The organism is Blattabacterium cuenoti, from assembly GCF_014251235.1.
Taxonomy (GTDB): Bacteria; Bacteroidota; Bacteroidia; order Flavobacteriales; family Blattabacteriaceae; genus Blattabacterium; species Blattabacterium cuenoti_AF.
Window position 1 is genome coordinate 187,084 of sequence record NZ_CP059181.1, and the last position, 23,223, is coordinate 210,306.

Sequence of the window (23,223 nt, forward strand, 5' to 3'; positions counted from 1 at the left end):
ATTTTTTATTACTTCTAAGTAGAGGACCAAGAACGTGTCGTTTTAATTGCTTTTTTCCATCCTCTAATTCTCTCTATACGACTCGACATTCCTTTTGGTTCAAAAACTTCTTCTAATTGCCACTTATCTTGAATATCTTCAAGACTAGTCCAGTAATTAACAGCAAGTCCAGAAAGATAAGCAGCTCCTGCTGCTGTTAATTCAGATATTTTTGATTTTACTACTTTTACATTTAGAATATCAGATTGAAATTGCATTAATAATTTATTAACTGTAGCACCTCCATCTACACGAAGTTCTTTTATTGAAATACCTGAATCAGATTCCATTGCCTTTAAAACATCCATATTTTGAAATGCTATACTTTCTAATGCCGCACGAACAAAATGTGCTGAAGAAGTCCCTCTAGTAATTCCTACAATCGTTCCTCTAGCCTTTTGATCCCAATAAGGAGCGCCTAAACCTGAAAAAGCAGGGACCATATACATTCCTTCTGTATTTTCAACAGATGAAGCTAATTTTTCTGCTTCACTTGAAGACAAAAGTAAACCTAAACCATCTCTAAGCCATTGCACTACAGCCCCAGCAATAAAAACACTTCCTTCTAAGGCGTACTGTACTTTATTTTTTATTTTCCAAGCGATAGTCGTTATCAAATTATTATGAGAAAAAACAGGATTTTCTCCTACGTTCATTAACATAAAGCAACCTGTTCCATAAGTGTTTTTAACCATTCCAATTTTAGTACACATCTGACCAAAAAGAGAAGCTTGCTGATCTCCAGCAATTCCGGATATAGGAATTTGATGTGATAAAATATGACCAGTAGTATAACCAAAAATTTCACTAGATGATTTTACTTCAGGCAACATGGTTCTTGGAATATCAAATAATTTAATCAAATCTGGATCCCAACTTAATGTATGAATATTAAAAAGCATTGTTCTAGAAGCATTCGTAACATCTGTTACATGAATTTCTTTTCCAGTTAAATTCCATATTAACCATGAATCTATAGTACCAAAAGCTAATTCTCCAGAATTAGCTTTATTTCTTGCTCCTGGAACATTTTCTAATATCCATTTTATTTTAGTAGCAGAAAAATAAGGATCTATAATAAGACCTGTTTTTTTTCTAATCATTTCAGTTAAACCTTCACATTTAAGAAGATCACAATAATTAGATGTTCGTCTATCTTGCCATACAATAGCATTAAAAATAGGTTCTCCTGTTCTCCTATTCCATACAACAGTTGTTTCTCTTTGATTTGTAATACCTATAGAAATAATATTTTCTCCTTCTAAATTTGCCTTTAAAATTGCTTCTAAAGCAACGGAAGCTTGAGTAGACCATATTTCTTCTGCATTATGTTCTACCCATCCAGGATAAGGATAAATTTGTGTAAATTCTCTTTGAGCTACGGAAATAATATTTCCAATTTTATCAAAAATAATAGCTCTAGAACTAGTTGTTCCTTGATCTAATGATAGCACATATTTTTTCATAAACATATAATGATGATAATGGTATTATTGAATTGATACTACTCTATCTATTATGACTTCTAAAAATGTTAGGCTATTGGATAATAGTATTGCATAGCTAACTTTTTGAAAGTATCTATCTGTTTTTTCTCCCATTCTTGATCTAGAGAAAGTTCTTTAGCCATTAACGCTGCTACTCGTGGTGCTATATCTATCGCTACTTTAGCGTTTAAAAATAATAAACGGGTTCTTCTTGCCAAAACATCTTCTATGGTTCTAGCCATCTCATATCGAACCATCCATATCACTTCTGCGTTTGTACAATAATACGGTTTTTTAGATATAAAGTTCTCTCCTAATAAAGGATTTTCCTCTATTATATTTTGAATATGAAATTCATCTTCTCCATATTTTTTCCAATGTAAATTATGATTTTTCCATGAAGAAATAGATCCATAAATTTTAAGATCTTTTGTTTTAGAAAAAACTTTATTTAATTTTCCTATCTTAATAGCTTTATTTACAGTATCTTCAGCCATTTTTCTATATGTAGTCCATTTCCCCCCTATTATAGTAATTAATCCGGATGGACTAATCATAAGTTTATGAGATCGAGAAATATCTTTAGCAGCAGCAGAAGAAGAATATGTTCTAGGAACAAATAGAGGACGTAAACCTGAAAAAGCACTTAGTATATTATTTTTTTTTGGAGTATATAAAAAATATTTTTCAAAAGTATGTAAAATAAAATCTATTTCTTGTTCCAAAGGTTTAGGATCAAGAATACATTTATCTAAAAAAGTATCTGTTGTTCCTACTAAAACATGATCATACCATGGAACACTAAACAAAATCCTTCCATCTGAAGTTTTTGGAATCACTATAGCGTTAGAACTACTAAAAAAAGATTTATTTAAAACAATATGTGTTCCTTGACTAGGTTTTATTAAAATAGGCCATGTAAATTCATCCATTTTTAAAATAAAATCGGAAAAAACACCTGTTGCATTGATTACTGTTTTTGAATAAATAGAATAATTTTTTTTTGTTTCAAGATCACAAGCTATAACCCCTGATGTTTTTCCTTTGATCTTAATAAGATTTTTAACTTGAAAGTAATTTAATAAAATTCCTTTCTTTTGAACACATGTTTGTGCTATATTAATAGCTAAACGAGAATCGTCAAATTGTCCATCATAATATAAAATTCCTCCTTTTAAATTATCAGGTTTAATTTCAGGAAATGTTTTTATCATTTCGTTTTTTGATAAAAACTTTGATGGGCCAAAGCTTAGAGATCCAGCTAACCATTCATAAATTTTTAATCCAGTCCAATAAAATATCCCCATATTCCAACTAAATATTGGAATAACAAATTTTTGTCTTTTTACTAGATGAGGAGCATTTTTTAATAAAAAACCTCTTTCTTTTAAAGCCTCATAAACTAATTTTATATTTCCTTGAGCCAAATATCTTATACCTCCATGAATTAATTTAGTACTTCTGCTAGAAGTTCCTTTGGAAAAATCGTTTTGTTCTAAAAGAAGAGTTTTATATCCTCTAGAAGCTGAATCTAAAGCTATTCCTAAACCTGTAGCCCCACCACCAATAACAACAATATCCCAATGATTTCTTTTATTTAATATTTCTAAAAATCTATCTCTATTTAAAAAACCTTTCATCATGACTGCTTCTCTTTCATATAAATCCATAAGTAAAGTAAGAAAAAATGGAATATTCTTCTTCTTTGGATTAATAAAATATGTTTCATATTAATAAAACGAACAAAATTAAAAATGTTTCTTTTGAAAAGAAAATTTTATGATAAACTTTGTTTAGTTATCATTTTCGATAAAAAATCTTTGATTAATCTTGATCCTGATTTATCATTAAGGCTTTTCATAACTTTACTAATCTTATCAAATTGTTTTAAAAAAAGATCTATTTCTCTCAATGATACTCCAGATCCCTTTGAAATTCTTTTTCTTCTTTTTATATTATTTAGTGATTTAGGATTATTTCTTTCATATGGAGTCATAGAAAAAATTATAGATTCTACATTTTTAAAAGAATCCTTTTTTTCATTATGAAAATCCAAAAAATTTTCCATTCCAGGAATCATGGAAAAAATATTTTTAATACTTCCTATTTTTTTTATTCTTTTAATTTGTTCCAATAGATCTTCAAAATTAAAACGATTTTTGGAAATTTTTTTATATATTTTTTTAGTTCTTTCTTCATCAAATTGTTCCTGAACTTTTTCAACTAAAGAAACTATGTCTCCCATTCCTAAAATTCTATTGGCTATTCTTTCTGGATAAAAAATTTCTATATTTTCTATTTTTTCTCCATTACTAATGAATTTAATAGGTTTTCCAATAACACTAGACATGGTTATAGCGGCTCCACCCCTGCTATCTCCATCTAATTTTGTCATAACAATACCATCAAATTCGATAAACTTTAAAAAGTTCTTAGCAGTATTTATTGCATCTTGCCCCGTCATAGAGTCCACTATAAATAAAGTTTCATCTGGTTTTGAAAAATGATAAATTTTTTGAATTTCGTTCATCATCATTTGATCAATAGATAACCGACCTGCAGTATCAATAATAATCACATTATGTTTGTTCTTTTCAGCATAAAGAATAGATTTTTCAATAATTTCTATTACATTTTTATTTTCTTTTAAAAAGAAAACAGGAAGATTTACTTTACTGGATAAGATATTTAATTGGTCTATAGCTGCAGGACGATAAACATCAGCTGCTACTAATAAAGGATTTTTATTTTCTTTTTTTCTTAAAAAGAAAGCTAATTTGGAAGAAAACGTAGTTTTTCCGCTTCCTTGTAATCCACAAACAAGAATGACAGAAAGACGATCAGAAGATATTTTAATTTTTTCTATATTCTCTCCCCCCATAATATCCACTAATTCGTCATATACTAATTTAACAATTAAATTTTTTGGATTTAAAGAAGTAGGAACTTTTTTTCCTATTGATTTTCTTCTAACATTTTGAACAAAATTTTTAGCTATTTTATAATTAACATCAGCTTCAATTAAAGATCTACGAATTTCTTTCATAGTTTCAGCTATGTTTACATCCGTAATTTCGCCATCCCCCTTTAAAATGTGAAAGGCTTTACTAAATTTTTTTCGCAAATTTTCAAACATGATTGTCTATTGTTTTACATACGTTCAAGCATTTGAATACCTAATAAATTCATTCCAGATTTTAATACATTCCCTGTTACATGTATAATATTCATACAAATATTACTATGAATAATATTTAAAGGATCTATAATTTTTTTGTTTTGATATAAATGATTAAATGTTTTAGCTACTTCATAAATATAATTAGCTACTAAAGAAGGATTTAATTCATATGCTGATTTTTTTAATACAAATGGATATTTTTTTAGGATTTTAATTATATTTTTTTCATTTATATCCAATTTATCATTCAACCAATTTTGATTACTTAAGCTACATAAAATTATAAATTTTCTTTCGATAGAACGAATTCTAGAATAAGAATATTGAATATATGTTCCTGTTTTTCCTTTAAAATCTATAGATTTTAAAGGATCAAAAAGAATATTTTTTTTAGGATTTACTTGAAGAAAGTAATATTTTATAGCTCCTAAACCTATTATTTCTGCATTTTTTTCTTTTTCTTTTATCGATAGAAAAGATTTTTTTAAAAAATTTTTTTTAACAAGAGAAAACATTTCTAACATAAAACTATCGGCATCTATAATATTTCCTTTTCTTGATCCCATTTTTCCACTTGGTAAATAAACCATACCATAAGAAAGATGAATTAATTTTTTAACCCATATATATCCTAAACGTTTCAATATTTTAAAAAGAACTTTGAAGTGATAATCTTGTTCTTTTCCTACAATATAAATCAATTTATCTATTCTATATTTTTTAAAACGCATAACAGCAGTACCTATATCCTGTGTAATATATACAGATGTACCATCTGATCTTAATAAAAGTTTCTGATCAAATCCATCTTTAATTAAATTAATCCATATAGATCCGTCTTTTTTTTGAAAAAAAAAACCTTTTTGAAGACCATATCTTATAATAGATTTTCCTATTTCATATATGTTACTTTCATATTCTATTTTGTCAAATGTTATTCCTAATTTATCATAAGTGTCTTGAAACCCCTTATAAACCCATTCATTCATTTCTTTCCAAATTTTTCTTATTTTTGTGTCCCCATCCTCCCATTTTTTTAACATTTCTCTAGCCTCTTTTAATATTGGAATATCGTTTTCTTGATATTTTTTACTCTCTTCATTATAAATTTTATCAAATAAGTGATAATACATTCCAACAAAATGATCTCCTTTCATTCCTACACTATCAGGTTTTTCTCCCTTTCCTAATTTATTCCATGCTACCATAGATTTGCATATATGTATACCTCTATCATTCATAATTTGAATTTTTATAATCTTATATCCAACTATTTTAAATATACTAGATATAGAATAACCAATAAGACTATTTCTAACGTGACCCAAATGAAGAGGCTTATTAGCATTTGGAGAAGAGTATTCTATCATTACTTTTTTTTGGTCAGATAACTTTAAATCATAAAAATTTTTATTTAACATTTTTCTAAGAAGAAAAAGATAATAACCATCTTGATAAATAAAATTTAAAAAACCTCCTATAATAGAAAAACTAATTAATTCTTCTAATTTATTTTTAACAAAGCTTCCTATATCGATTCCAATACATTTTGGAGATCTTTTTAAGATATTAGATAAAGGAAATAAAACAAGAGTCAGATCTCCTTTATAAATTTTAGTATTATATTGAAAATCCAATTCAGGACAAGGGTTTAATTTATAAAGATAGTTGATGGATTCTTCAACTAATTTTTCTATAGGTGAAAAATTTTTAATCATAAATTGTTATAAAAATCTTTCTAATTTTAGTCTCCATCCAAAATAATCTTCCGATAAATTATGCTGTATATCTAATAATTTTTTTCTTAAAAAAAGAGATATTCTTTTTTTATCTGGTAGATTAGGTAAATAAAAATCTTCTTTTTTATAACTTATTTTTTGAAAATAATTTATGACTACAGCAGTTCCACAGCCAAATGCTTCTTGTAAATATCCTTTCTTTAATCCTTCTATAATTTCTGAAACAGTTAAAACTCTTTCTTCTGTTTTTAATCCTTCTTTTTTTGCTAAAGAAAGAAGACTCTTACAAGTAATTCCATTTAATATATTTTCATTTGCTAATGGTGTTATTAGTTTTTTTTTCAATAAAAAAAAGACATTCATGGTCCCTAATTCTTCAATTATAGTATGAGTAGAAGAATCTGTCCATAATATTTGGTCAAATCCTTCTTTTTGTGCTATCCTAGTTGGATAAAAAGAAGAAGCATAATTTCCAGCAGCTTTAGTAAAACCAATACCTCCTGAAGCGGAACGACTATATCTTTCTTCTATTTTTATTTTTAAAGGATACTGATAATAAATATCTGAAGGAGTTGATATTATCATAAATAAATAATTTTTAGATGGTCTGGCTGATAAGGCTCCATCTGTAGCGATTAAAAAAGGACGTATATATAAAGATTGTCCATATTTTCTAGGAATCCAATCTCTATCTAGATCTATTAATTTTTTTAAACCATTCATAAATATATGTTTTGGAATATTTGGCATTTCCAAACGTCTAGCAGACTTATTCATCCTTTTAAAATTATCTTCAGGACGAAATAAAAAAACTTCTTCATTGTGATCTTTATATGCTTTCATTCCTTCAAAAACAGCTTGTCCATAGTGAAAAACTAGAGTTTTTGGAGAAAATTCTATATTTTTAAATGGTGTAATTTTTGAATTTTTCCATTCTTTATTTTTAAATTCTGAATAAAACATATGATCCGAAAAATAATTTCCAAAAGGAATTTTATGGAAATCTATCATTTTTCTTCTGGAGTGTAAGATTTTTTCTATTTTCATAATAACAGTAAAAAAGAATTACTATCTTAGATCTTATCTTTTGATCAAAGATAGTACAAATAAAAATATTTTATAATACTATTAACGTTTCAAGTATTTTTAATTATATTTAAGGATATCAAATACTTTTTCTACAATATTTTCAACTGATGGTTTGGAAAAATAATCTCCATCAGAGCCATAAGGAGGTCTGTGTTCTTTAGCTGTAATTGTAGAAGGAGGACTATCTAAATAATAATAACCACCTTGATCTTCCAATATTTTTTGCAAAATAAAGGCGGATGCTCCTCCTGGAACATCTTCGTCAACTACTAGTAATCTATTTGTTTTTTTTAAACTTTTAACTATATCTTTTTTCAAATCAAAAGGTAATAATGATTGAACATCTATAATTTCAGTATCTATATTTAGATTATATAACTCTTTACTTGCTTCATGAACAATTCTCCAAGTAGAACCATAAGTTACAATAGTTATATCTTTTCCTATTCTTGTAACTTCTACTATTCCAATAGGTGTTTTAAACTCACCAAAGTTGATTGGAACTTTTTCCTTAATTCTATAACCATTTAGACATTCAATAACTATAGCTGGATCATCTCCACTCAATAAAGTGTTATAAAAACCTGCAGCTTTTACCATATTTCTTGGAACAAGGATAAAGATTCCTCTTAAATAATTAATAAGTCCACCCATAGGAGAACCAGAATGCCATATTCCTTCTAATCTGTGTCCTCTTGTTCTAATAATAACAGGAGCCTTTTGCCCTCCTTTTGTTCTATATTGTAAACAAGCAAGATCATCGCTCATTATTTGCAACGCATATAAAATGTAATCGACATACTGTATGTCTACAATAGGACGTAATCCACGCATAGAAAGACCTATTCCTTGGCCAAGAATAGTAGATTCTCGTATACCAGTATCAAAAATACGTGATTCTCCATATTTTTTCTGAAGTCCTTCTAAAGATTGATTAACATCTCCTATTTTCCCTACATCTTCTCCAAAGATTAAAAGATCAGGATATAATTCCAATAATTTGTCGAAATTATCTCTTAAAATAATTCGACCGTCCACTTCTATAATAGAGTGTTTATTATAAATTGGAAGAACCTCTTTAACGCTAATTGAAGAATTATCAGATTGACTATGTAAATGTGAAGAATAATTTTCTTGTTCTTTTTCATATGTTTCTTTAAACCATTTTACAAGCTTTTCTTTTTGATATGAATTTTCATTATAGAGTTTATAAATAGATTTTCTAATAATATGAAAAATTGATCTTTTTGTATGTATATATTGAATATTTAATAATTTATTAACATATTTATTGATCCATTTTTTATACGGAAATGTATATTCTAACTCTTTTAAGAAATTAATAGCCTCATTTTTTATTTTTTTTATAGGTTCTTGAAAAGAATTCCAAGCTATTTCTTTTTCTCGTAAAACATATTCTTTAGCTTCTTTTTCTATTTTTTCTAAAGAATTTATATCTGCTATATTATCTAGTTTTAGACTTCCTTCTGTTTTAAACTTAAGGTTTAAAATCCAATCTCTAAATTTTTTTATTCCATCGTTTTTCATTTCCCATTCCAAACGTTCTTTCGATTTATATCTTTCATGAGATGAAGATGTAGAATGTCCTTGTGGTTGAGTTAAATTTGTAACATGTATAACTACAGGAACATGTTCCCCACGAGCAACTTTATCTGCTTTAAAATACGTTTTTATAAGATCCATATAACTAGATCCATTAACACGAAATATTTCTATTCCATTTTCTTTTTTGGTTCTCTGAAATCCTAATAAAAGATCACTTAAATTCTTTTTCGAAAATTGATACTTATTAGAAACAGAGATCCCATATTCATCATCCCAAATAGACAAAATAATAGGTATTTGTAAAACAGAAGCGGCATTTACAGTTTCCCAAAATAATCCTTCAGAAATACTGGCGTTCCCAATAGTTCCAAAAGCTACTTCATTTCCCTTATGAGAAAATATTTTATGTGTTTTTTCTAAATTCTTAAAATTTTTGTAAATTTTTGAAGCTTGAGCTAGACCTAATAATCTAGGCATTTGAGATGCTGTAGAAGAAATATCTGAACTAGAATTTTTCTGAAAAATAAGATTCTTCCAACTACCATCATGATTTAAAAAACGTGTACCAAAATGAGAAGTCATCATTCTACCAGAAGAAGAAGGATCTGCTGATAAATCAGAATGAGCATATAATTGGGAAAAGAAACTTCTAACACTTAAAACTCCAATAGCCATCATAAAAGTTTGATCTCTATAATATCCAGATCTGAAATCTCCATTTTTAAAAATCTTAGACATAACTATTTGAGGAATTTCTTTTCCATCTCCGAATATTCCAAATTTAGCTTTTCCATTCAATACTTCTTTTCTCCCCAAAATACTAGCTTCACGACTAATTCTTGCTAGTTTATAGTCATTTAAAATTATTTTTTGAAAATAAAAAGAACTATTATACTTATTATTAATAATAAGATTATTAAGATCTAATATTTCATCACTTTGATTCATAATCTTTTTGATATTATTCATTTCATGAATAAAAATACGGTCATTTTCACTCATGAAATTTATGAACAACTTACAATAAGTAAGTTTATATTTGATAAATTGCTTAAAAAAAAAGAAAATGAAATATGATCTGTAATAAAATGATTGGAAAAATAACATTAGCAGTTATAAAACCTGATGCAGTTCAAAAAGGATATATAGGACCTATTATCTCTCATATAATTGATGCCGAATTTCATATAAAAGCTATAAAAACTACAGATTTATCCAAGAGTTCTGCTAAAATATTTTATGAAAAACATAGAGAAAATTCATATTTTCATTCTTTAATAGAATTTATGTCATCTGGACCAATAGTAACCATTCTTTTAGAAAAAGAAAATGCAGTGGAAGATTTTAGAAAATTAATTGGATACAGAGATCCAATTCACGCACAAAATGGAACGATACGTAAATTGTATGCAAGTTCTTTAGAGAAGAACGCAATTCATGGATCAGATAGTAATCAGAATGCTTTTAAAGAATGTAATTTTTACTTTTCAAATCAAGAAATTTTATAATTTTTAAATAAAAAATGAAAAAAAGTTTTTTAATATCTATTTATGCTATACTAATCTTTATTACTCTTATCATTTTTTGGATAATAGGAACATATAATAAACTAGTTAAATTAAATGAAAATGTAAAAACACAATGGAGTAAAGTAGAAAATGTTTATCAAAGAAGAATAGACTTAATTCCAAACCTAATACAAACGGTAAAAGGTTCTGCTGATTTTGAAAAAAAGACATTAACTCAAATAGTAGAAGCCAGAAGCAAAGCTACATCAATAAATATAAATCCAAATAACCTAAATCAAAATCAAATAAATAAATTTCAGAAAGCACAAGAAAGTTTATCTAATTCTATGAATAAACTATTATTAGTTATAGAAAATTATCCTTCTTTAAAATCAACACAAAATTTTTATGAATTTCAAAATCAATTAGAAGGAACTGAAAACCGTATTAATGTAGAAAGAAATCGTTTTAATGATGAAGTCAACCTTTTTAATATTGATAGAAATAAATTTCCAAAAATTATCATAGCAAATTTTTTTACTCAATTCAAAGAAAAAGGATATTTCAAATCTCAAAAAGAATCAGAAAAAACACCAATTGTGAATTTTACCGATTAGAAAAATTATAGAATGATCATCAAAGAATTTTTACCTAAGATGAAGAATATTATAGTGACAATTCAGTTTTTATTTTTATTTAGTTTAATATTTTTTACAAATTCAGTAAAAGGACAATTTAATATACCAAATAAACCAAAAAAAATATATCCCGTTAATGATTATGTAGGAATATTATCCGAAACGCAAATCAATCAATTGAATAAAAAGCTTATTCAATATCATAAAAAAACATCTACAGAAATTATAATTTCTATTATTCAAGATTTACGTGGAGAAGATCCAAATTATTTAGCTTCTAAATGGGGTAATAAATGGGGAATTGGAAAAACATATAAAAATAATGGAATAATTGTATTATTATCTATAAATGACAAAAAGATATCCATCCAAAATGGATATGGAATAGAACCATATGTTACTGATTTTTCAACCAAAAGAATTATACAAAAAATAACACCTTTATTAAAAAATAATCTTTATTACAAAGCAATAGATTTAAGTATAAAAGAAGTATTTAAAATCATGAAAAATGAATATGAAAATAAAAAAGTAAAAAATAATTTTCACAAAAAAAATTGGATATTTTATTTTTCTTTTATTCTACTTCTTTTATTTTTTTTTTATCAAAAACAAGGAATAGAACCTTCATTATTTAATCCTTTATTTCTTTCAAATATGTTCTTTTGGAATAAAAATTTTGATAATCAGGAAGAAAATGATTTTGATGAATTTGGAGAAGGTGGTGGAAATTTTGGAGGAGGTGGATCTAGTGGAGGCTGGTAATAATTTAATTAATAAATTTCTTTTTATTCAATAAAATATCCTCGAAATAAGATATTTTTTTCAAAGTATCATTTTCTTTTTTTTTCTCTTTTAACAAAATGGACTTTGGTACGGATTTTAAATATTGGTCATTACGTAAATTTTTACGTATAAAAGACAATAAATTATGAAGATACTTTATTTTTTTCTCTATATTAGAAATATTTATTTCTACAGAAGAAATTTTTTGATCTAAAAATAAAAAATATCTATCTGTCCCTAAGAAAAAGTAAAATAACTGTTTTTTTTCTTTCGGCTCTTTTGAAAGAAAATGAATTTTAGATATATTTTCCAATTTTAATATCACAGGATAAAATTCTTTTTCTTCTTCTTTCATGGAAAAGAAAATTAAACTTTCTTTATAAGGAATATGTATTTTATTTCGTATAAAACGTATTTTAGATATAATTTGAATAACTCTTTCAAAAGAAATTAATATATTTTTATCATAAGATTTTTGTTTAGGCCAAGAAGATATAATTAAAGCTTCTCCATTTTTTCTCTTCCTAAGAAGTGTCCAAATTTTTTCTGAAATGAAAGGAATATAAGGATGTAATAACTTTAATAAGTTTTCGAACCATTTAATGGTTTTTAAATACACATTTTCTGATATCTCCTTTTTACCATGAGGTGGTTTAACTATTTCGAGAAAAATTGAACAAAAATCATTCCAAACTAATTTATATATTATCATCAATGATTCATCCAATTTATATTTACGTATATTGTTTTCAAAAGTTTCTAAAACAGAGTAAAAACGATTTTCAAACCATAAAATTGCTTTCCCAGACGCTTCAGGAATAGCCTTTTTTTCTTCTATTTTCCAACTTTTTATTAAACGGAAAGCATTCCATATTTTATTTAAAAAATTTCTTCCTTGTAAACATATCTTTTCATCAAAATGAAAATCTTTTCCAGCACTAGAGAACATCATGATGCCCATTCGAACAGAATCTGCCCCATATTTATCAATTAATTCTACAAAATTTTGAGAATTTTCTAATGACTTAGATATTTTTTTATTTTCATCATCTCTTAAAATTCCAGTAAAATAAACATTTTTAAATGGTTTGTTTTTACGAAAAAAATATCCAGCCATAATCATACGTGCAACCCAAAAAAATAAAATATCCGAACCGGTTACCAGATTTTCAGTAGGATAATAATAAGATATTTCTTTACTGTTTGGTTTATAAAATCCATCAAATACAGATATAGGTAAAATCCAAGAAGAAAACCAGGTATCTAAAACATCTGAATCTTGTCTAATTTTATCTAAAGTTAAATTTTCATTTTTACTTTTATTTTTTGCTTGTTCTAAGGCTTCTTCTATATTAGAAGCTACGACGAAATCATTTATATGATTACCATAATAATAAACAGGAAGACGATGTCCCCACCATAATTGTCTAGATATATTCCAATCACGAATTTTATTCATCCATTGATAATATACTTTTTTAAAAGTATTTGGATAAAAGTTTATTTCTCCATTCTTAACTGCATTTATTGCATAGAAAGACATTTTTTTTGTTTTTAAAAACCATTGTAAAGACATTTTTTTTTCTACAACAGATTTCGTTCTTTCTGAAAAACCAATTTTATGTTGAATATTTTCTACTTTTTCTATATATCCCAATGAAGATAATTCTTTTATTACTTTTTTTCTCACTTTAAAGCGATCCATCCCTTGATAATGAAGTCCTTTATCATTCAGAGTAGCATCATCATTAAAAATGTTTATTATTTTTAAGTTGTATTTTTCAGATAGTATTTTATCATCCTCATTGTGAGCTGGAGTTATTTTTAAACATCCCGATCCAAAAGAAGGATCTACATAAGAATCTTGAATAATGGGAATAATCCTATTTACTATAGGAATAACAGCCTCTTTATTTTTGAAATGAAAAAAACGAAAATCATTTGGATGAAAACAAATAGCAGAATCCCCAAATACAGTTTCTGGACGAGTAGTTGCTATAGTAATACTATATTTTTCTCCTACTATTGGGTATTTAATATAAAATAGTTTGTCCTTCTTTTCTTCATAAAAAACTTCTTCATCAGATATTGTTGTTTTTGCTACTGTATCCCAATTAACTATACGATAACCTCTATATATATATCCCATTTTATATAAATCTATAAAAATTTTTTTTACAGATTTAGATAGTTTTTCATCCATTGTAAATTGAATACGATTCCAATCACAAGAACAACCTAATTTTTTTAATTGTTGAAAAATAATATTCTGATGTTTATCAGACCATTCATATACGTATGATAAAAATTTATTCCTTCCTATAAGAGTTTTGGATATTCCTCTTTGTTTTAATTGGTGAACAATTTTAGCTTCTGTAGCAATAGAAGCATGATCTGTTCCAGGAATCCAACAAGCATTATATCCCTTCATTCTTGCGTACCTAATTAAGACATCCTGTATAGTATTATTTAACAGATGTCCTATATGTAAAATTCCAGTTATGTTAGGAGGAGGCATTAATATCGTATAAGATTTCTTTTTTTCCTCTGGAAAAGAAAAAAAATAACCACCCTTCATCCAATAATGATAAATTTTTTCTTCTACAAATTTTGGATCATATTTAATTGGAATAATATCCATACTTATTTAATAATATATAAAAAATTGAAATATAAATGAAATTTATACTTATTTCAGCAGTATCTACCAATGGTTATATAGGAAAAAATAATAAATTGATGTGGTATTTACCTAACGATTTAAAACATTTTAAGAAAATAACATATGGAGAAACAGTTCTTATGGGAAGAAAGACTTTTGAATCTATTGGAAAGATACTCCCTGGAAGAAGGAATATTATATTAACAAAAAAAAAAAAAATTATTTATTTAGAATTAAATAAAAAGAGTAAAAATACTAAAATTTTATCTTCTTTAAAAGAAGTTTTTAGTTTGAAAAACTATGAAAAAATATTTGTTATAGGAGGTCAAAAAATTTATGAATCTATGATAGATAAAGCAGAAAAAATAGAATTGACTCTGGTTCATAAAAAATTTTATGGGGATAAAAAATTTCCAAAAATAGATCCAAAAAATTGGGAAAAAAAACATGAAATCCTATTCAAAAAGGATAAAAACCATTCATATGATTACAGTTTTATTCGATATGAAAGAAAAAAAACAAGAATAAAATGAATTATTCTCTTCTATCTAATTCTTTTTTTATTTTTGCGGCAAGTTCATAGCATTCATTCACTACTGCATGATTTAATAAAATATTAAGATCTTTTTCTGTCATATTTTCTAAATCTTGTTCACTTTTTTCTTTTTTTAATAAAATGGTATTATTATCCATTTCTTCTTCTAAGACGTACGTATTATTTTCTTTTTTATCTTTCATTTTTTTATCAAAGGAAATTCCATTTTCAAAATAAATACCAGCTTTATCAAAAATATCTTTTGTCGTATAAATAGGAGCTTTAAATCTGACAGCTAATGCAACTGCATCGGATGTTTTAGAATCTATTTTATGTTCTTTTTTATCTTCATCAGAATTATTTGTTTCGAATAAAATATAAGAAAAAAATATACCATTTACTAATTTGTATATTACCACAGCCTTTAAATTAATATGAAAAAGTCTTGCAAAGGTCAGAAATATATCATGCGTGAAAGATCGAGTTGTATCTCTTCTTCCTCCTAAAGCATAAGCTATAGATTGAGCTTGTAAACTTTCAATTATAATAGGAAGTTTGATTCTTCCAGATTCTTCCTCTAACAATAGAACATATATTCCAGATTGAATTTGACTTAAGGATATTCCACGTATAGCTAATCTGATTAGTTTTTCCATAAATATATTATGATATCTTATGCCACTTTTCAAATATACTAAAAATTTGAAAGTTAATTTTATGAATTATTCATTATTAAAAAAATAATAGATAACTCTATCCATAGATGTTAGAATAATTTTTTTCTTCAGAAAAAAATTAAGATTAGGATAGTTTAGAATAATATAATATGAAGATAGGAAAAGACTCAAAATACTTATATATAAAAATAAAAATTATTAGCAACATATTTATATCTTTGACATCTGTTATTATATAATTGAATCATCATAATCGTATTTCTATTCTATTTATCAAACATTGTATAAAACAATAATGAAAGAAAAAACTTTTCGTGAAGTAATAGCGGAAGCTATGAGTGAAGAAATGAGAAAAGATAAAACAATATATCTTATGGGAGAAGAAGTTTCTCAATATAATGGAGCATATAAAGCTTCTAAGGGGATGCTAAAAGAATTTGGATCAAAAAGAGTCATTGACACTCCTATATCTGAATTAGGTTTTTCTGGTATTGGTGTAGGTTCGGCTATGAATGGATGTAGACCTATTATTGAGTTTATGACTTTTAATTTTTCTTTGGTTGCTATGGATCAAATTATAAATAATGCAGCAAAAATACGTTATATGAGTGGAGGACAATGGACCATTCCTATTGTTTTCAGAGGGCCTACAGGATCTGCAGGACAATTAGGAGCTACACATTCTCAATCTTTTGAAAGTTGGTTCGCTAGTTGTCCAGGACTAAAAGTAATAATTCCATCTAATCCTTATGACGCTAAAGGTTTATTAAAATCAGCTATACGAGATGAAAATCCAGTTATTTTTATGGAATCTGAGCAAATGTATGGAGATAAAATGATGATACCAGAAAAAGAATATATCCTTCCAATTGGAAAGGCTGATGTAAAAAAAAAGGGAACTGATATTAGTTTAGTCTCTTTTGGAAAAATTATGAAATTAGCTTTAAGAACAGCAAATATTTTGGAAAAGGAAAATATTAGCGTAGAAGTAATAGATCTTAGGACTTTACGCCCATTAGATTACGAATCTATCCTATTATCTGTCAGAAAAACAAATCGTTTAGTAATTTTAGAAGAATCCTGGCCTTATTCTTCAATCTCTTCCGAGATTTCATACATAATTCAAAAAAAAGCTTTTGATTATCTTGATGCCCCTATTAACAGAATTACTTTACTTGATACACCTGCACCTTATGCATATAATTTGATTAAAACTTGGTTCCCTAGTGAAAAAAAAATTATACAATCTATCAAAAATACTCTTTATATCATCTAGTAGATAGCTTTAACTATCTCATAAATGTTTTCTGGTTTATCCATAGTGTAATAATGAATAACTTCTACCCCAGAATCTCTTAATTCTTTAGATTGTTGTATAGCCCATTCAATTCCAATTTTAAACACTATTTTTTTATTTTTTGCTTGTTCTACTTCTTTTACTAATTCGTTAGGAATATTCAAATAAAAACGAGAAGGAAGACTATTCAATTGTTTTTTAGAAGAAATAGGTTTTATTCCTGGAATGATAGGAATAGATATTCCTTCTGATCTACATTTTTTCACGAAAGAAAAATATTTTTTATTGTCAAAAAACATTTGAGTTACAATATAATTTGCCCCTGCATCTACTTTTTTCTTTAAAAAAAATAAATCGCTTTCCATATTTGGCGCTTCAAAATGTTTTTCTGGATATCCAGCTATTCCAATACAAAAATCAAAAAAATCAGAGTTTTTTTTTTCTAAAATTTTATCTATATATTTTCCTTTATTCAAGTTTTGAACTTGTTCAACCAATTCTACAGCATATTTGTGACCGTTTTTTTTCGAAAAAAAACTTTTTTCTGATTGTATAGGATCTCCTCTTAAAATTAAAACATTATCGATTCCTAAAAAATTTAAATCTATTAAAGCATTTTCTGTCATCTGTCTATTAAAACCACCACAAATAAGATGTGGAACTGCATCTATTCCATATTTATTCATAATAGCGGCACAAATACCCACGGTTCCTGGACGTTTAAAAATAGTTCTTCTCTGCAAAAGTCCATTATCTTTTTCTACATAAATAAATTCCTCACGATGGTATGTCACATCAATAAAAGGAGGTTTAAATTCCATTAATGGATCCAAAGTATAAAAAATATCCTTTATATCATGTCCTCTTAAAGGAGGTAAAATTTCAAAAGAAAACAAACTTTTTTTTGCTAGATTTATATGATCAGTTACTTTCATAATAATAAGAAAATCAACAAATTTTTGTTATTTAATATGATGAAACCCTGTATAAGGAATCAAAACTTTAGGTATATTAATTTGATCAATTGTTTGATTGTTTTCTAATAAAGCGGCCATTATACGTGGTATAGCTAAAGAACTCCCATTGAGAGTATGACACAATTCCACTTTACCTTCTTTATTTTTGTATCTTAGATTTAGTCTTTTGGATTGATAATTAGTACAGTTAGAGACGGAACTTACTTCAAGCCATTTTTTTTGTGCCATAGAATAAACTTCAAAATCATAGGTAATAGAAGAAGAAAAACCTAAATTTTTTCCTATTAAACGGATAATACGAAAAGGTAACTTTAAAGAAAGTAAAATATTTTTAACATGTAAAATCATTTCATCTAAATAATAATAAGAAGTTTCAGGTGTTGTAATTTGAATAATTTCTACTTTTTCAAATTGATGTAACCTGTTTAATCCTCTTACTTTAGATCCATAAGAACCAGCTTCTCTTCTAAAACAAGAAGTATAAGTAGTTGACTTTATAGGTAAATCATTATAATTAAGTAAGTTATCTCTATAACAATTCATAAGAGGAATTTCTCCCGTTGGGATGAGATAAAGATGATCTTTTTCTATAAAATACATCTGTCCTTCCTTATCCGGAATTTGTCCTGTTGAATATCCAGATTTTTCCTGAATAAGATAAGGTAGAGAATATTCTTTATATGAAGCTTGTATATTTTTATCTAAAAAATATTGTATTAAACTTCTTTGTAGTTTAGCCCCTTTTCCAATATATACAGCAAAACCAGATCCACATATTTTTGTTCCCAAAAATAAATCAAATAGATGAAATTTTTTAGACAATTCCCAATGAAATAAAGGCTTGTTCATTTTTAGATGAAAAAGATCTCCTTCTTGAAAAAGAATATCTTCTTCTTTAAAATCTTTTTTTACTAATTTATTAGGTATATTAGGTATTTTGTTTAATTTATCTTCTAAAGAATCAATGATATTTTTTAATTGAAAATAAAGATTCTTTTTTTTTTCTTTTAAAAAAAGAGAATTCATTTTTAATGAATGAATTTTATCTACTTCCTCGTTCTTTTTTCTTTTTAAAAGAATTCCTATTTCTTTTGAAATTTTATTTTCTATTTTTAAGATTTTATTAAAATTATATTGAACTTTTTTCTTTTTTTTATCCAAATTTAAAATATCATCAATTAAATTTTTTTTTGGAAAATTTCTTTTTTCTAATCCTAATAAAATTTCTTCCTTATTTTTACGTATAAAAGAGATTTGAAGCATAATAATATGAAAATCCTATTTCAAACTGCTTTAATATACAAATAATATATTTTTTATATTTGCATGATGTGTAAATATTTTTTTCAAAAAAAATTTGATCAATATTTTTTAAAAGATAAAAATATAGCTAAAAAAATAGTCAAATGTCTTTCTTTTAAAAATTATGACACAGTAGTTGAAATAGGACCAGGTTTAGGAATATTAACTCGTTACTTATTAACACCTTATCACAAAGTTTTATTAATAGAAATAGACAAAGCTTTAATTTTTTTTTTAAAAAAATTTTTAGAGATTCCTAGAGATCAAATTATACATGGAGATTTTTTAAAATGGAACCCAGAGGAAATAAATCTTCAAAATTTCGCAGTGATTGGAAATTTTCCCTATAATATTTCTTCCAAAATTTTATTCCATATATTGAAATATTACAAATATATACCTGAATGTATAGGAATGTTTCAAAAAGAAGTAGCAAAACGTATAGTTTCTCCTAAAGGAAATAAAACTTATGGAATTCTATCTGTTTTAGTACAAACGTTCTATGATGTAAAGTATTTATTTACTGTAAACAAACATGTTTTTTATCCTATCCCAAACGTACAATCAGCTGTTATATATTTGAAAAGAAAAAAAATCAAAAAAAATTTGAATAAAAATCTTTTATTCCAATGTGTAAAAGTTGCTTTTAATCAAAGAAGAAAAATATTAAAAAATTCTTTACATAATTTTATTAAGAAAAATACAATTCCATATGAATATGAAATTCCATTTTTGAATAAAAGAGCAGAACAATTATCTGTAATAGATTTTATTCAATTAACAAAAGAAATAGAAAAAAGAAAATGACTAAATTATTAAATGGAGAAAAATTGGCTATCAGTATTAGAAAAGAAATTTCTAAAGAAATAAAAACATTGATATTAGATAAAAAAAAACGTCTTCCTCATCTTGGAATTATTTTGTTAGGAGATAACAGTTCTAGTATAACATATGTCAATAGCAAAATAAAAGAATGTAAAAATATAGGAATACAATCATCTTTAATACATTTACCAAATAATAGTCCTGAATATAATTTAATAAAAGAAATTGAAAAAATGAATAATGATCCATTAATAGATGGTTTTATTGTTCAATTACCTCTTAAAAAACATATAAACACGGATAAAATCATTATGTCTATCAATCCAAAGAAAGATGTAGATGGATTCCATCCGGAAAATTTTGGAAAAATTTCTTTAAATATGAAAGCTTTTTTTCCTGCTACAGCATTAGGAATACTATCTATTCTGGATAGATATAAAATAAAAATATCCGGTAAACATACTGTAGTAATAGGGAGAAGTCGTATTGTTGGAAGGCCTATTAGCATCTTATTAAGCAGAAAAAACAATAGAATAGGAAACAGTACCGTTACTATCACTCATAGTTATACTCCAAACATAGATTTTCATACAAAAAAAGCTGATATTGTTATAACAGCTGTAGGTATTCCTGGTTTTTTGAAAGGAAAAATGATTAAAAATGGGGCTGTAGTTATAGATGTAGGATTAACAAAAATAGAAAAAAATGGAAAAAAATCCTTATTAAAAGGAGATGTTGATTTTAATACTGTTTATGGAAAAGCTTCATATTTAACTCCAGTTCCAGGAGGAGTAGGACCTATGACAAAAATTATGCTTATAAAAAATACTTTGATAGCAGCTTTGAATAATAGATAAATGAAGTCTACTACTAGAATTATTTTTCCTATTAAAGAAATTTTCCATTCTATACAAGGAGAAGGTTTTTATTCTGGAATATCTGCATATTTCATTCGTTTAGAAGGATGTAACATTCAATGTGATTGGTGTGATACAAAAAATAGTTGGAAAATAAAAAAAAAGGATTTTTTAACAGTTACTCAAATCGTAAATCAAATAGAGGATAAAGTAAAAACTGTTGTTATTACGGGGGGTGAACCTACTATGTGGAATTTATCCCTATTAACAAAAATTTTGAAAAAAAAAGGACATTCTATTCATATTGAAACGTCTGGAAGTTATCCTATTTATGATAAAAATATAGATTGGATTACTCTTTCCCCTAAAAGAAAAAAACTTCCCCTAAAAGAAAATTATCGAAAAATGAATGAACTAAAAATTGTGATTTGTAATGAACATGATTTTTCTTTTGCAGAAGAACAAGCAATTCATGCTAAAAAATCCAATTGTGTCTTTATTTTACAACCTGAATGGAAGGAAAATAAAAAAATATTACCAAAAATAATTTCCTATATAAAAAAAAATCCTAAATGGAAAATTAGCCTTCAAATTCATAAAATATTAAATATCCCCTAATATATATAATGAAGTTATTTTTTATAAAAAGATCTATTTTCTAATAGATCTATTACATCTTGTAAAAAAAATCCTTTTTTCTGCAAAAGAATAAGATAATGAAATATTAAATCTGCAGATTCATTTAAGAAAAGACTATCATTAGAATCTTTAGATTCAATAATCATCTCTACTGCTTCTTCTCCCAATTTTTGGGATAGTTTATTAATTCCTTTTTTAAATATTTTAAAAGTATAAGAATTTTTATCTTTTTTTTTTATTTTATTGGAAATTATATTTTCTAAACAAAATAAAAAATTTTTCTTATTCTCTTCTTTCCAGCAAGTATCTGTTCCTTTGTGACAAGTAGGCCCTATCGGTTTTACTTTGATTAACAATGCATCTTCATCACAATCTACTAAAACTTTTTTAATTAAAAGAAAATTTTTACTTATTTCACCTTTTGTCCATAATCTTTTTTTAGATCTACTATAAAAGGTTATTTTTTTTTCTTCTATACTTTTTTCGTAAGCATCTTCATTCATATAACCAAGCATAAGAACTTTATCCGATTGATAATCTTGAATAATTACAGGAATTAATCCATTTTTTTGAAATTTTATTTTTTCTTTTTGAAAAAAATTCATTGTATTAAAAATCTATCATTTATTTATTATTCATCTATTCATGAATCCTAACAGGAATCTGATTGTATTTAAGATAATATTTTAGTTCTGGTATTTTAATCTCTTCATAATGAAATACGCTAGCAGCTAAGGCAGCGTCTGCTTTTCCATCCTTAAAAATATGATAAAAATCTTCTAATTTTCCAGCCCCACCTGAAGCTATAACAGGAGTAATTAAATGTTCAGAAATTTTTTTAGTTATATCCAAAGCAAATCCATTTTTTGTACCATCGTGATTCATTGAAGTTAATAATATTTCTCCAACGCCTCTATTTACTCCTTCTTTAGCCCATTCAAAGGCCTTTCTTTTAGTTGGTATTCTTCCTCCATTTAAATAAACTATCCATTCATTTTCTTCATATTTCGTATCAATAGCTAAAACAATGCATTGACTTCCAAACCTATTAGAAAGTTTTTCTAAAATTTTTGGCTGATTGAATGCTGCAGTATTAATAGATATTTTGTCTGCTCCAGCATTTAATAATAATTCTACATCTTTTTCTCCTTGTATTCCTCCCCCTACTGTAAAAGGAATATTAATATGACGAGATATTTCTTTTACCAAACTAGACAATGTTTTACGTTTTTCATTTGTTGCTGTAATATCTAAAAAAATTAATTCATCTGCTCCTTGTTTGGTATACCATTGCCCTAATTCTACAGGATCCCCTGCATCTCTCAAATTTTTGAAATTAACTCCTTTAACTGTTCTTCCATTTTTTATATCCAAACAAGGAATAATACGTTTAACTAACATAATACAAAGAATAATTTT

Annotated in this window: 20 protein-coding genes; 8 read left to right on the plus strand and 12 right to left on the minus strand. The window is 26.0% G+C overall.

What is annotated here, in order from left to right; all coding sequences use genetic code 11:
* Positions 1–14: 14 nt before the first annotated feature.
* The 6 genes from glpK to H0H78_RS00890 all read right to left on the minus strand — a co-directional run bounded on the left by glpK (position 15) and on the right by H0H78_RS00890 (position 10,049).
* Positions 15–1,511 carry a glycerol kinase GlpK gene (gene glpK, locus H0H78_RS00865; RefSeq protein ID WP_185851137.1) on the minus strand — a complete coding sequence of 499 codons (1,497 nt, stop codon included), beginning with the start codon at positions 1,509–1,511 and terminating at the stop codon, positions 15–17.
* Positions 1,512–1,573: 62 nt separating this feature from the next.
* Entirely contained in the window at positions 1,574–3,169 is a 1,596-nt protein-coding gene (locus tag H0H78_RS00870; RefSeq protein ID WP_185851258.1) for a glycerol-3-phosphate dehydrogenase/oxidase, read from the minus strand.
* Between the two features lie 134 nt (positions 3,170–3,303).
* Complete coding sequence (ffh, locus tag H0H78_RS00875; RefSeq protein WP_185851138.1) at positions 3,304–4,662, minus strand: signal recognition particle protein; 1,359 nt, start codon at positions 4,660–4,662, stop codon at positions 3,304–3,306.
* A 14-nt stretch (positions 4,663–4,676) separates the two neighbouring features.
* Entirely contained in the window at positions 4,677–6,425 is a 1,749-nt protein-coding gene (gene argS / locus H0H78_RS00880) for an arginine--tRNA ligase (protein WP_185851139.1), read from the minus strand.
* A gap of 6 nt (positions 6,426–6,431) precedes the next feature.
* Positions 6,432–7,493 carry a branched-chain amino acid aminotransferase gene (locus H0H78_RS00885; RefSeq protein ID WP_185851140.1) on the minus strand — a complete coding sequence of 354 codons (1,062 nt, stop codon included), beginning with the start codon at positions 7,491–7,493 and terminating at the stop codon, positions 6,432–6,434.
* Between the two features lie 99 nt (positions 7,494–7,592).
* Positions 7,593–10,049, minus strand: a complete 2,457-nt coding sequence (locus tag H0H78_RS00890; protein WP_185851259.1) for a thiamine pyrophosphate-dependent enzyme — start codon at positions 10,047–10,049, stop codon at positions 7,593–7,595.
* Between the two features lie 140 nt (positions 10,050–10,189).
* Here H0H78_RS00890 and H0H78_RS00895 point away from each other — a divergent pair, with 140 nt between their 5' ends.
* The 3 genes from H0H78_RS00895 to H0H78_RS00905 are packed head-to-tail and all read left to right on the plus strand — an operon-like array spanning position 10,190 to position 12,012.
* Positions 10,190–10,609: a nucleoside-diphosphate kinase gene (locus H0H78_RS00895; RefSeq protein WP_185851260.1), complete on the plus strand. Its 420-nt coding sequence runs from the start codon at positions 10,190–10,192 to the stop codon at positions 10,607–10,609.
* A 14-nt stretch (positions 10,610–10,623) separates the two neighbouring features.
* Entirely contained in the window at positions 10,624–11,226 is a 603-nt protein-coding gene (locus tag H0H78_RS00900) for a LemA family protein (RefSeq protein ID WP_185851141.1), read from the plus strand.
* A 12-nt stretch (positions 11,227–11,238) separates the two neighbouring features.
* Positions 11,239–12,012, plus strand: coding sequence for a TPM domain-containing protein (locus tag H0H78_RS00905; protein WP_238783769.1), 774 nt, complete (start codon positions 11,239–11,241; stop codon positions 12,010–12,012).
* A gap of 4 nt (positions 12,013–12,016) precedes the next feature.
* Here H0H78_RS00905 and H0H78_RS00910 read toward each other — a convergent pair whose 3' ends face one another.
* Positions 12,017–14,674, minus strand: a complete 2,658-nt coding sequence (locus H0H78_RS00910) for a valine--tRNA ligase (protein WP_185851142.1) — start codon at positions 14,672–14,674, stop codon at positions 12,017–12,019.
* Between the two features lie 35 nt (positions 14,675–14,709).
* Here H0H78_RS00910 and H0H78_RS00915 point away from each other — a divergent pair, with 35 nt between their 5' ends.
* The gene (locus H0H78_RS00915; protein ID WP_185851143.1) at positions 14,710–15,228 is read left to right on the plus strand and encodes a dihydrofolate reductase; all 519 of its coding nucleotides are present in this window, start codon (positions 14,710–14,712) and stop codon (positions 15,226–15,228) included.
* Between the two features lies 1 nt (position 15,229).
* Here H0H78_RS00915 and H0H78_RS00920 read toward each other — a convergent pair whose 3' ends face one another.
* On the minus strand, positions 15,230–15,886 hold the full coding sequence (locus H0H78_RS00920) for a bifunctional nuclease family protein (protein WP_185851144.1): 657 nt from the start codon (positions 15,884–15,886) through the stop codon (positions 15,230–15,232).
* 316 nt (positions 15,887–16,202) lie between these two features.
* Here H0H78_RS00920 and H0H78_RS00925 point away from each other — a divergent pair, with 316 nt between their 5' ends.
* Positions 16,203–17,183 carry a pyruvate dehydrogenase complex E1 component subunit beta gene (locus H0H78_RS00925; RefSeq protein WP_185851145.1) on the plus strand — a complete coding sequence of 327 codons (981 nt, stop codon included), beginning with the start codon at positions 16,203–16,205 and terminating at the stop codon, positions 17,181–17,183.
* Here H0H78_RS00925 and metF read toward each other — a convergent pair.
* Complete coding sequence (gene metF / locus H0H78_RS00930) at positions 17,180–18,139, minus strand: methylenetetrahydrofolate reductase [NAD(P)H] (protein ID WP_185851146.1); 960 nt, start codon at positions 18,137–18,139, stop codon at positions 17,180–17,182. The two genes, H0H78_RS00925 and metF, sit on opposite strands and share 4 nt — an antisense overlap.
* A gap of 27 nt (positions 18,140–18,166) precedes the next feature.
* Complete coding sequence (gene serS, locus H0H78_RS00935) at positions 18,167–19,444, minus strand: serine--tRNA ligase (RefSeq protein ID WP_185851147.1); 1,278 nt, start codon at positions 19,442–19,444, stop codon at positions 18,167–18,169.
* A 66-nt stretch (positions 19,445–19,510) separates the two neighbouring features.
* Between serS and rsmA the strand changes: the two genes are divergently transcribed.
* The 3 genes from rsmA to H0H78_RS00950 are packed head-to-tail and all read left to right on the plus strand — an operon-like array spanning position 19,511 to position 21,783.
* Positions 19,511–20,290, plus strand: coding sequence for a 16S rRNA (adenine(1518)-N(6)/adenine(1519)-N(6))-dimethyltransferase RsmA (gene rsmA, locus H0H78_RS00940; RefSeq protein WP_185851262.1), 780 nt, complete (start codon positions 19,511–19,513; stop codon positions 20,288–20,290).
* On the plus strand, positions 20,287–21,165 hold the full coding sequence (locus tag H0H78_RS00945) for a bifunctional 5,10-methylenetetrahydrofolate dehydrogenase/5,10-methenyltetrahydrofolate cyclohydrolase (protein ID WP_185851148.1): 879 nt from the start codon (positions 20,287–20,289) through the stop codon (positions 21,163–21,165). The genes rsmA and H0H78_RS00945 overlap by 4 nt, the downstream gene beginning before the upstream one ends.
* A complete protein-coding gene (locus H0H78_RS00950; protein WP_185851149.1) occupies positions 21,166–21,783 on the plus strand; it encodes a 7-carboxy-7-deazaguanine synthase QueE in 618 nt (205 codons plus the stop codon).
* Between the two features lie 14 nt (positions 21,784–21,797).
* Here H0H78_RS00950 and hisIE read toward each other — a convergent pair whose 3' ends face one another.
* Complete coding sequence (gene hisIE / locus H0H78_RS00955) at positions 21,798–22,409, minus strand: bifunctional phosphoribosyl-AMP cyclohydrolase/phosphoribosyl-ATP diphosphatase HisIE (RefSeq protein ID WP_185851150.1); 612 nt, start codon at positions 22,407–22,409, stop codon at positions 21,798–21,800.
* Between the two features lie 34 nt (positions 22,410–22,443).
* Positions 22,444–23,205, minus strand: a complete 762-nt coding sequence (gene hisF / locus H0H78_RS00960; RefSeq protein ID WP_185851263.1) for an imidazole glycerol phosphate synthase subunit HisF — start codon at positions 23,203–23,205, stop codon at positions 22,444–22,446.
* Between the last annotated feature and the right edge of the window lie 18 nt (positions 23,206–23,223).

Coding starts and splice junctions, on each gene's coding strand:
- H0H78_RS00885 (WP_185851140.1), bottom strand. CDS start 7,493: ATGAAAATAGAAAAAATCTTACACTCCAGAAGAAAAATGATAGATTTC.
- hisF (WP_185851263.1), bottom strand. CDS start 23,205: ATGTTAGTTAAACGTATTATTCCTTGTTTGGATATAAAAAATGGAAGA.
- H0H78_RS00905 (WP_238783769.1), top strand. CDS start 11,239: ATGATCATCAAAGAATTTTTACCTAAGATGAAGAATATTATAGTGACA.
- serS (WP_185851147.1), bottom strand. CDS start 19,444: ATGCTTCAAATCTCTTTTATACGTAAAAATAAGGAAGAAATTTTATTA.
- glpK (WP_185851137.1), bottom strand. CDS start 1,511: ATGTTTATGAAAAAATATGTGCTATCATTAGATCAAGGAACAACTAGT.
- H0H78_RS00870 (WP_185851258.1), bottom strand. CDS start 3,169: ATGATGAAAGGTTTTTTAAATAGAGATAGATTTTTAGAAATATTAAAT.
- H0H78_RS00895 (WP_185851260.1), top strand. CDS start 10,190: ATGATTGGAAAAATAACATTAGCAGTTATAAAACCTGATGCAGTTCAA.
- H0H78_RS00900 (WP_185851141.1), top strand. CDS start 10,624: ATGAAAAAAAGTTTTTTAATATCTATTTATGCTATACTAATCTTTATT.
- H0H78_RS00915 (WP_185851143.1), top strand. CDS start 14,710: ATGAAATTTATACTTATTTCAGCAGTATCTACCAATGGTTATATAGGA.
- H0H78_RS00950 (WP_185851149.1), top strand. CDS start 21,166: ATGAAGTCTACTACTAGAATTATTTTTCCTATTAAAGAAATTTTCCAT.
- H0H78_RS00910 (WP_185851142.1), bottom strand. CDS start 14,674: ATGGATATTATTCCAATTAAATATGATCCAAAATTTGTAGAAGAAAAA.
- H0H78_RS00920 (WP_185851144.1), bottom strand. CDS start 15,886: ATGGAAAAACTAATCAGATTAGCTATACGTGGAATATCCTTAAGTCAA.
- ffh (WP_185851138.1), bottom strand. CDS start 4,662: ATGTTTGAAAATTTGCGAAAAAAATTTAGTAAAGCCTTTCACATTTTA.
- H0H78_RS00925 (WP_185851145.1), top strand. CDS start 16,203: ATGAAAGAAAAAACTTTTCGTGAAGTAATAGCGGAAGCTATGAGTGAA.
- argS (WP_185851139.1), bottom strand. CDS start 6,425: ATGATTAAAAATTTTTCACCTATAGAAAAATTAGTTGAAGAATCCATC.
- hisIE (WP_185851150.1), bottom strand. CDS start 22,409: ATGAATTTTTTTCAAAAAGAAAAAATAAAATTTCAAAAAAATGGATTA.
- H0H78_RS00890 (WP_185851259.1), bottom strand. CDS start 10,049: ATGAATCAAAGTGATGAAATATTAGATCTTAATAATCTTATTATTAAT.
- metF (WP_185851146.1), bottom strand. CDS start 18,139: ATGAAAGTAACTGATCATATAAATCTAGCAAAAAAAAGTTTGTTTTCT.
- H0H78_RS00945 (WP_185851148.1), top strand. CDS start 20,287: ATGACTAAATTATTAAATGGAGAAAAATTGGCTATCAGTATTAGAAAA.
- rsmA (WP_185851262.1), top strand. CDS start 19,511: ATGTGTAAATATTTTTTTCAAAAAAAATTTGATCAATATTTTTTAAAA.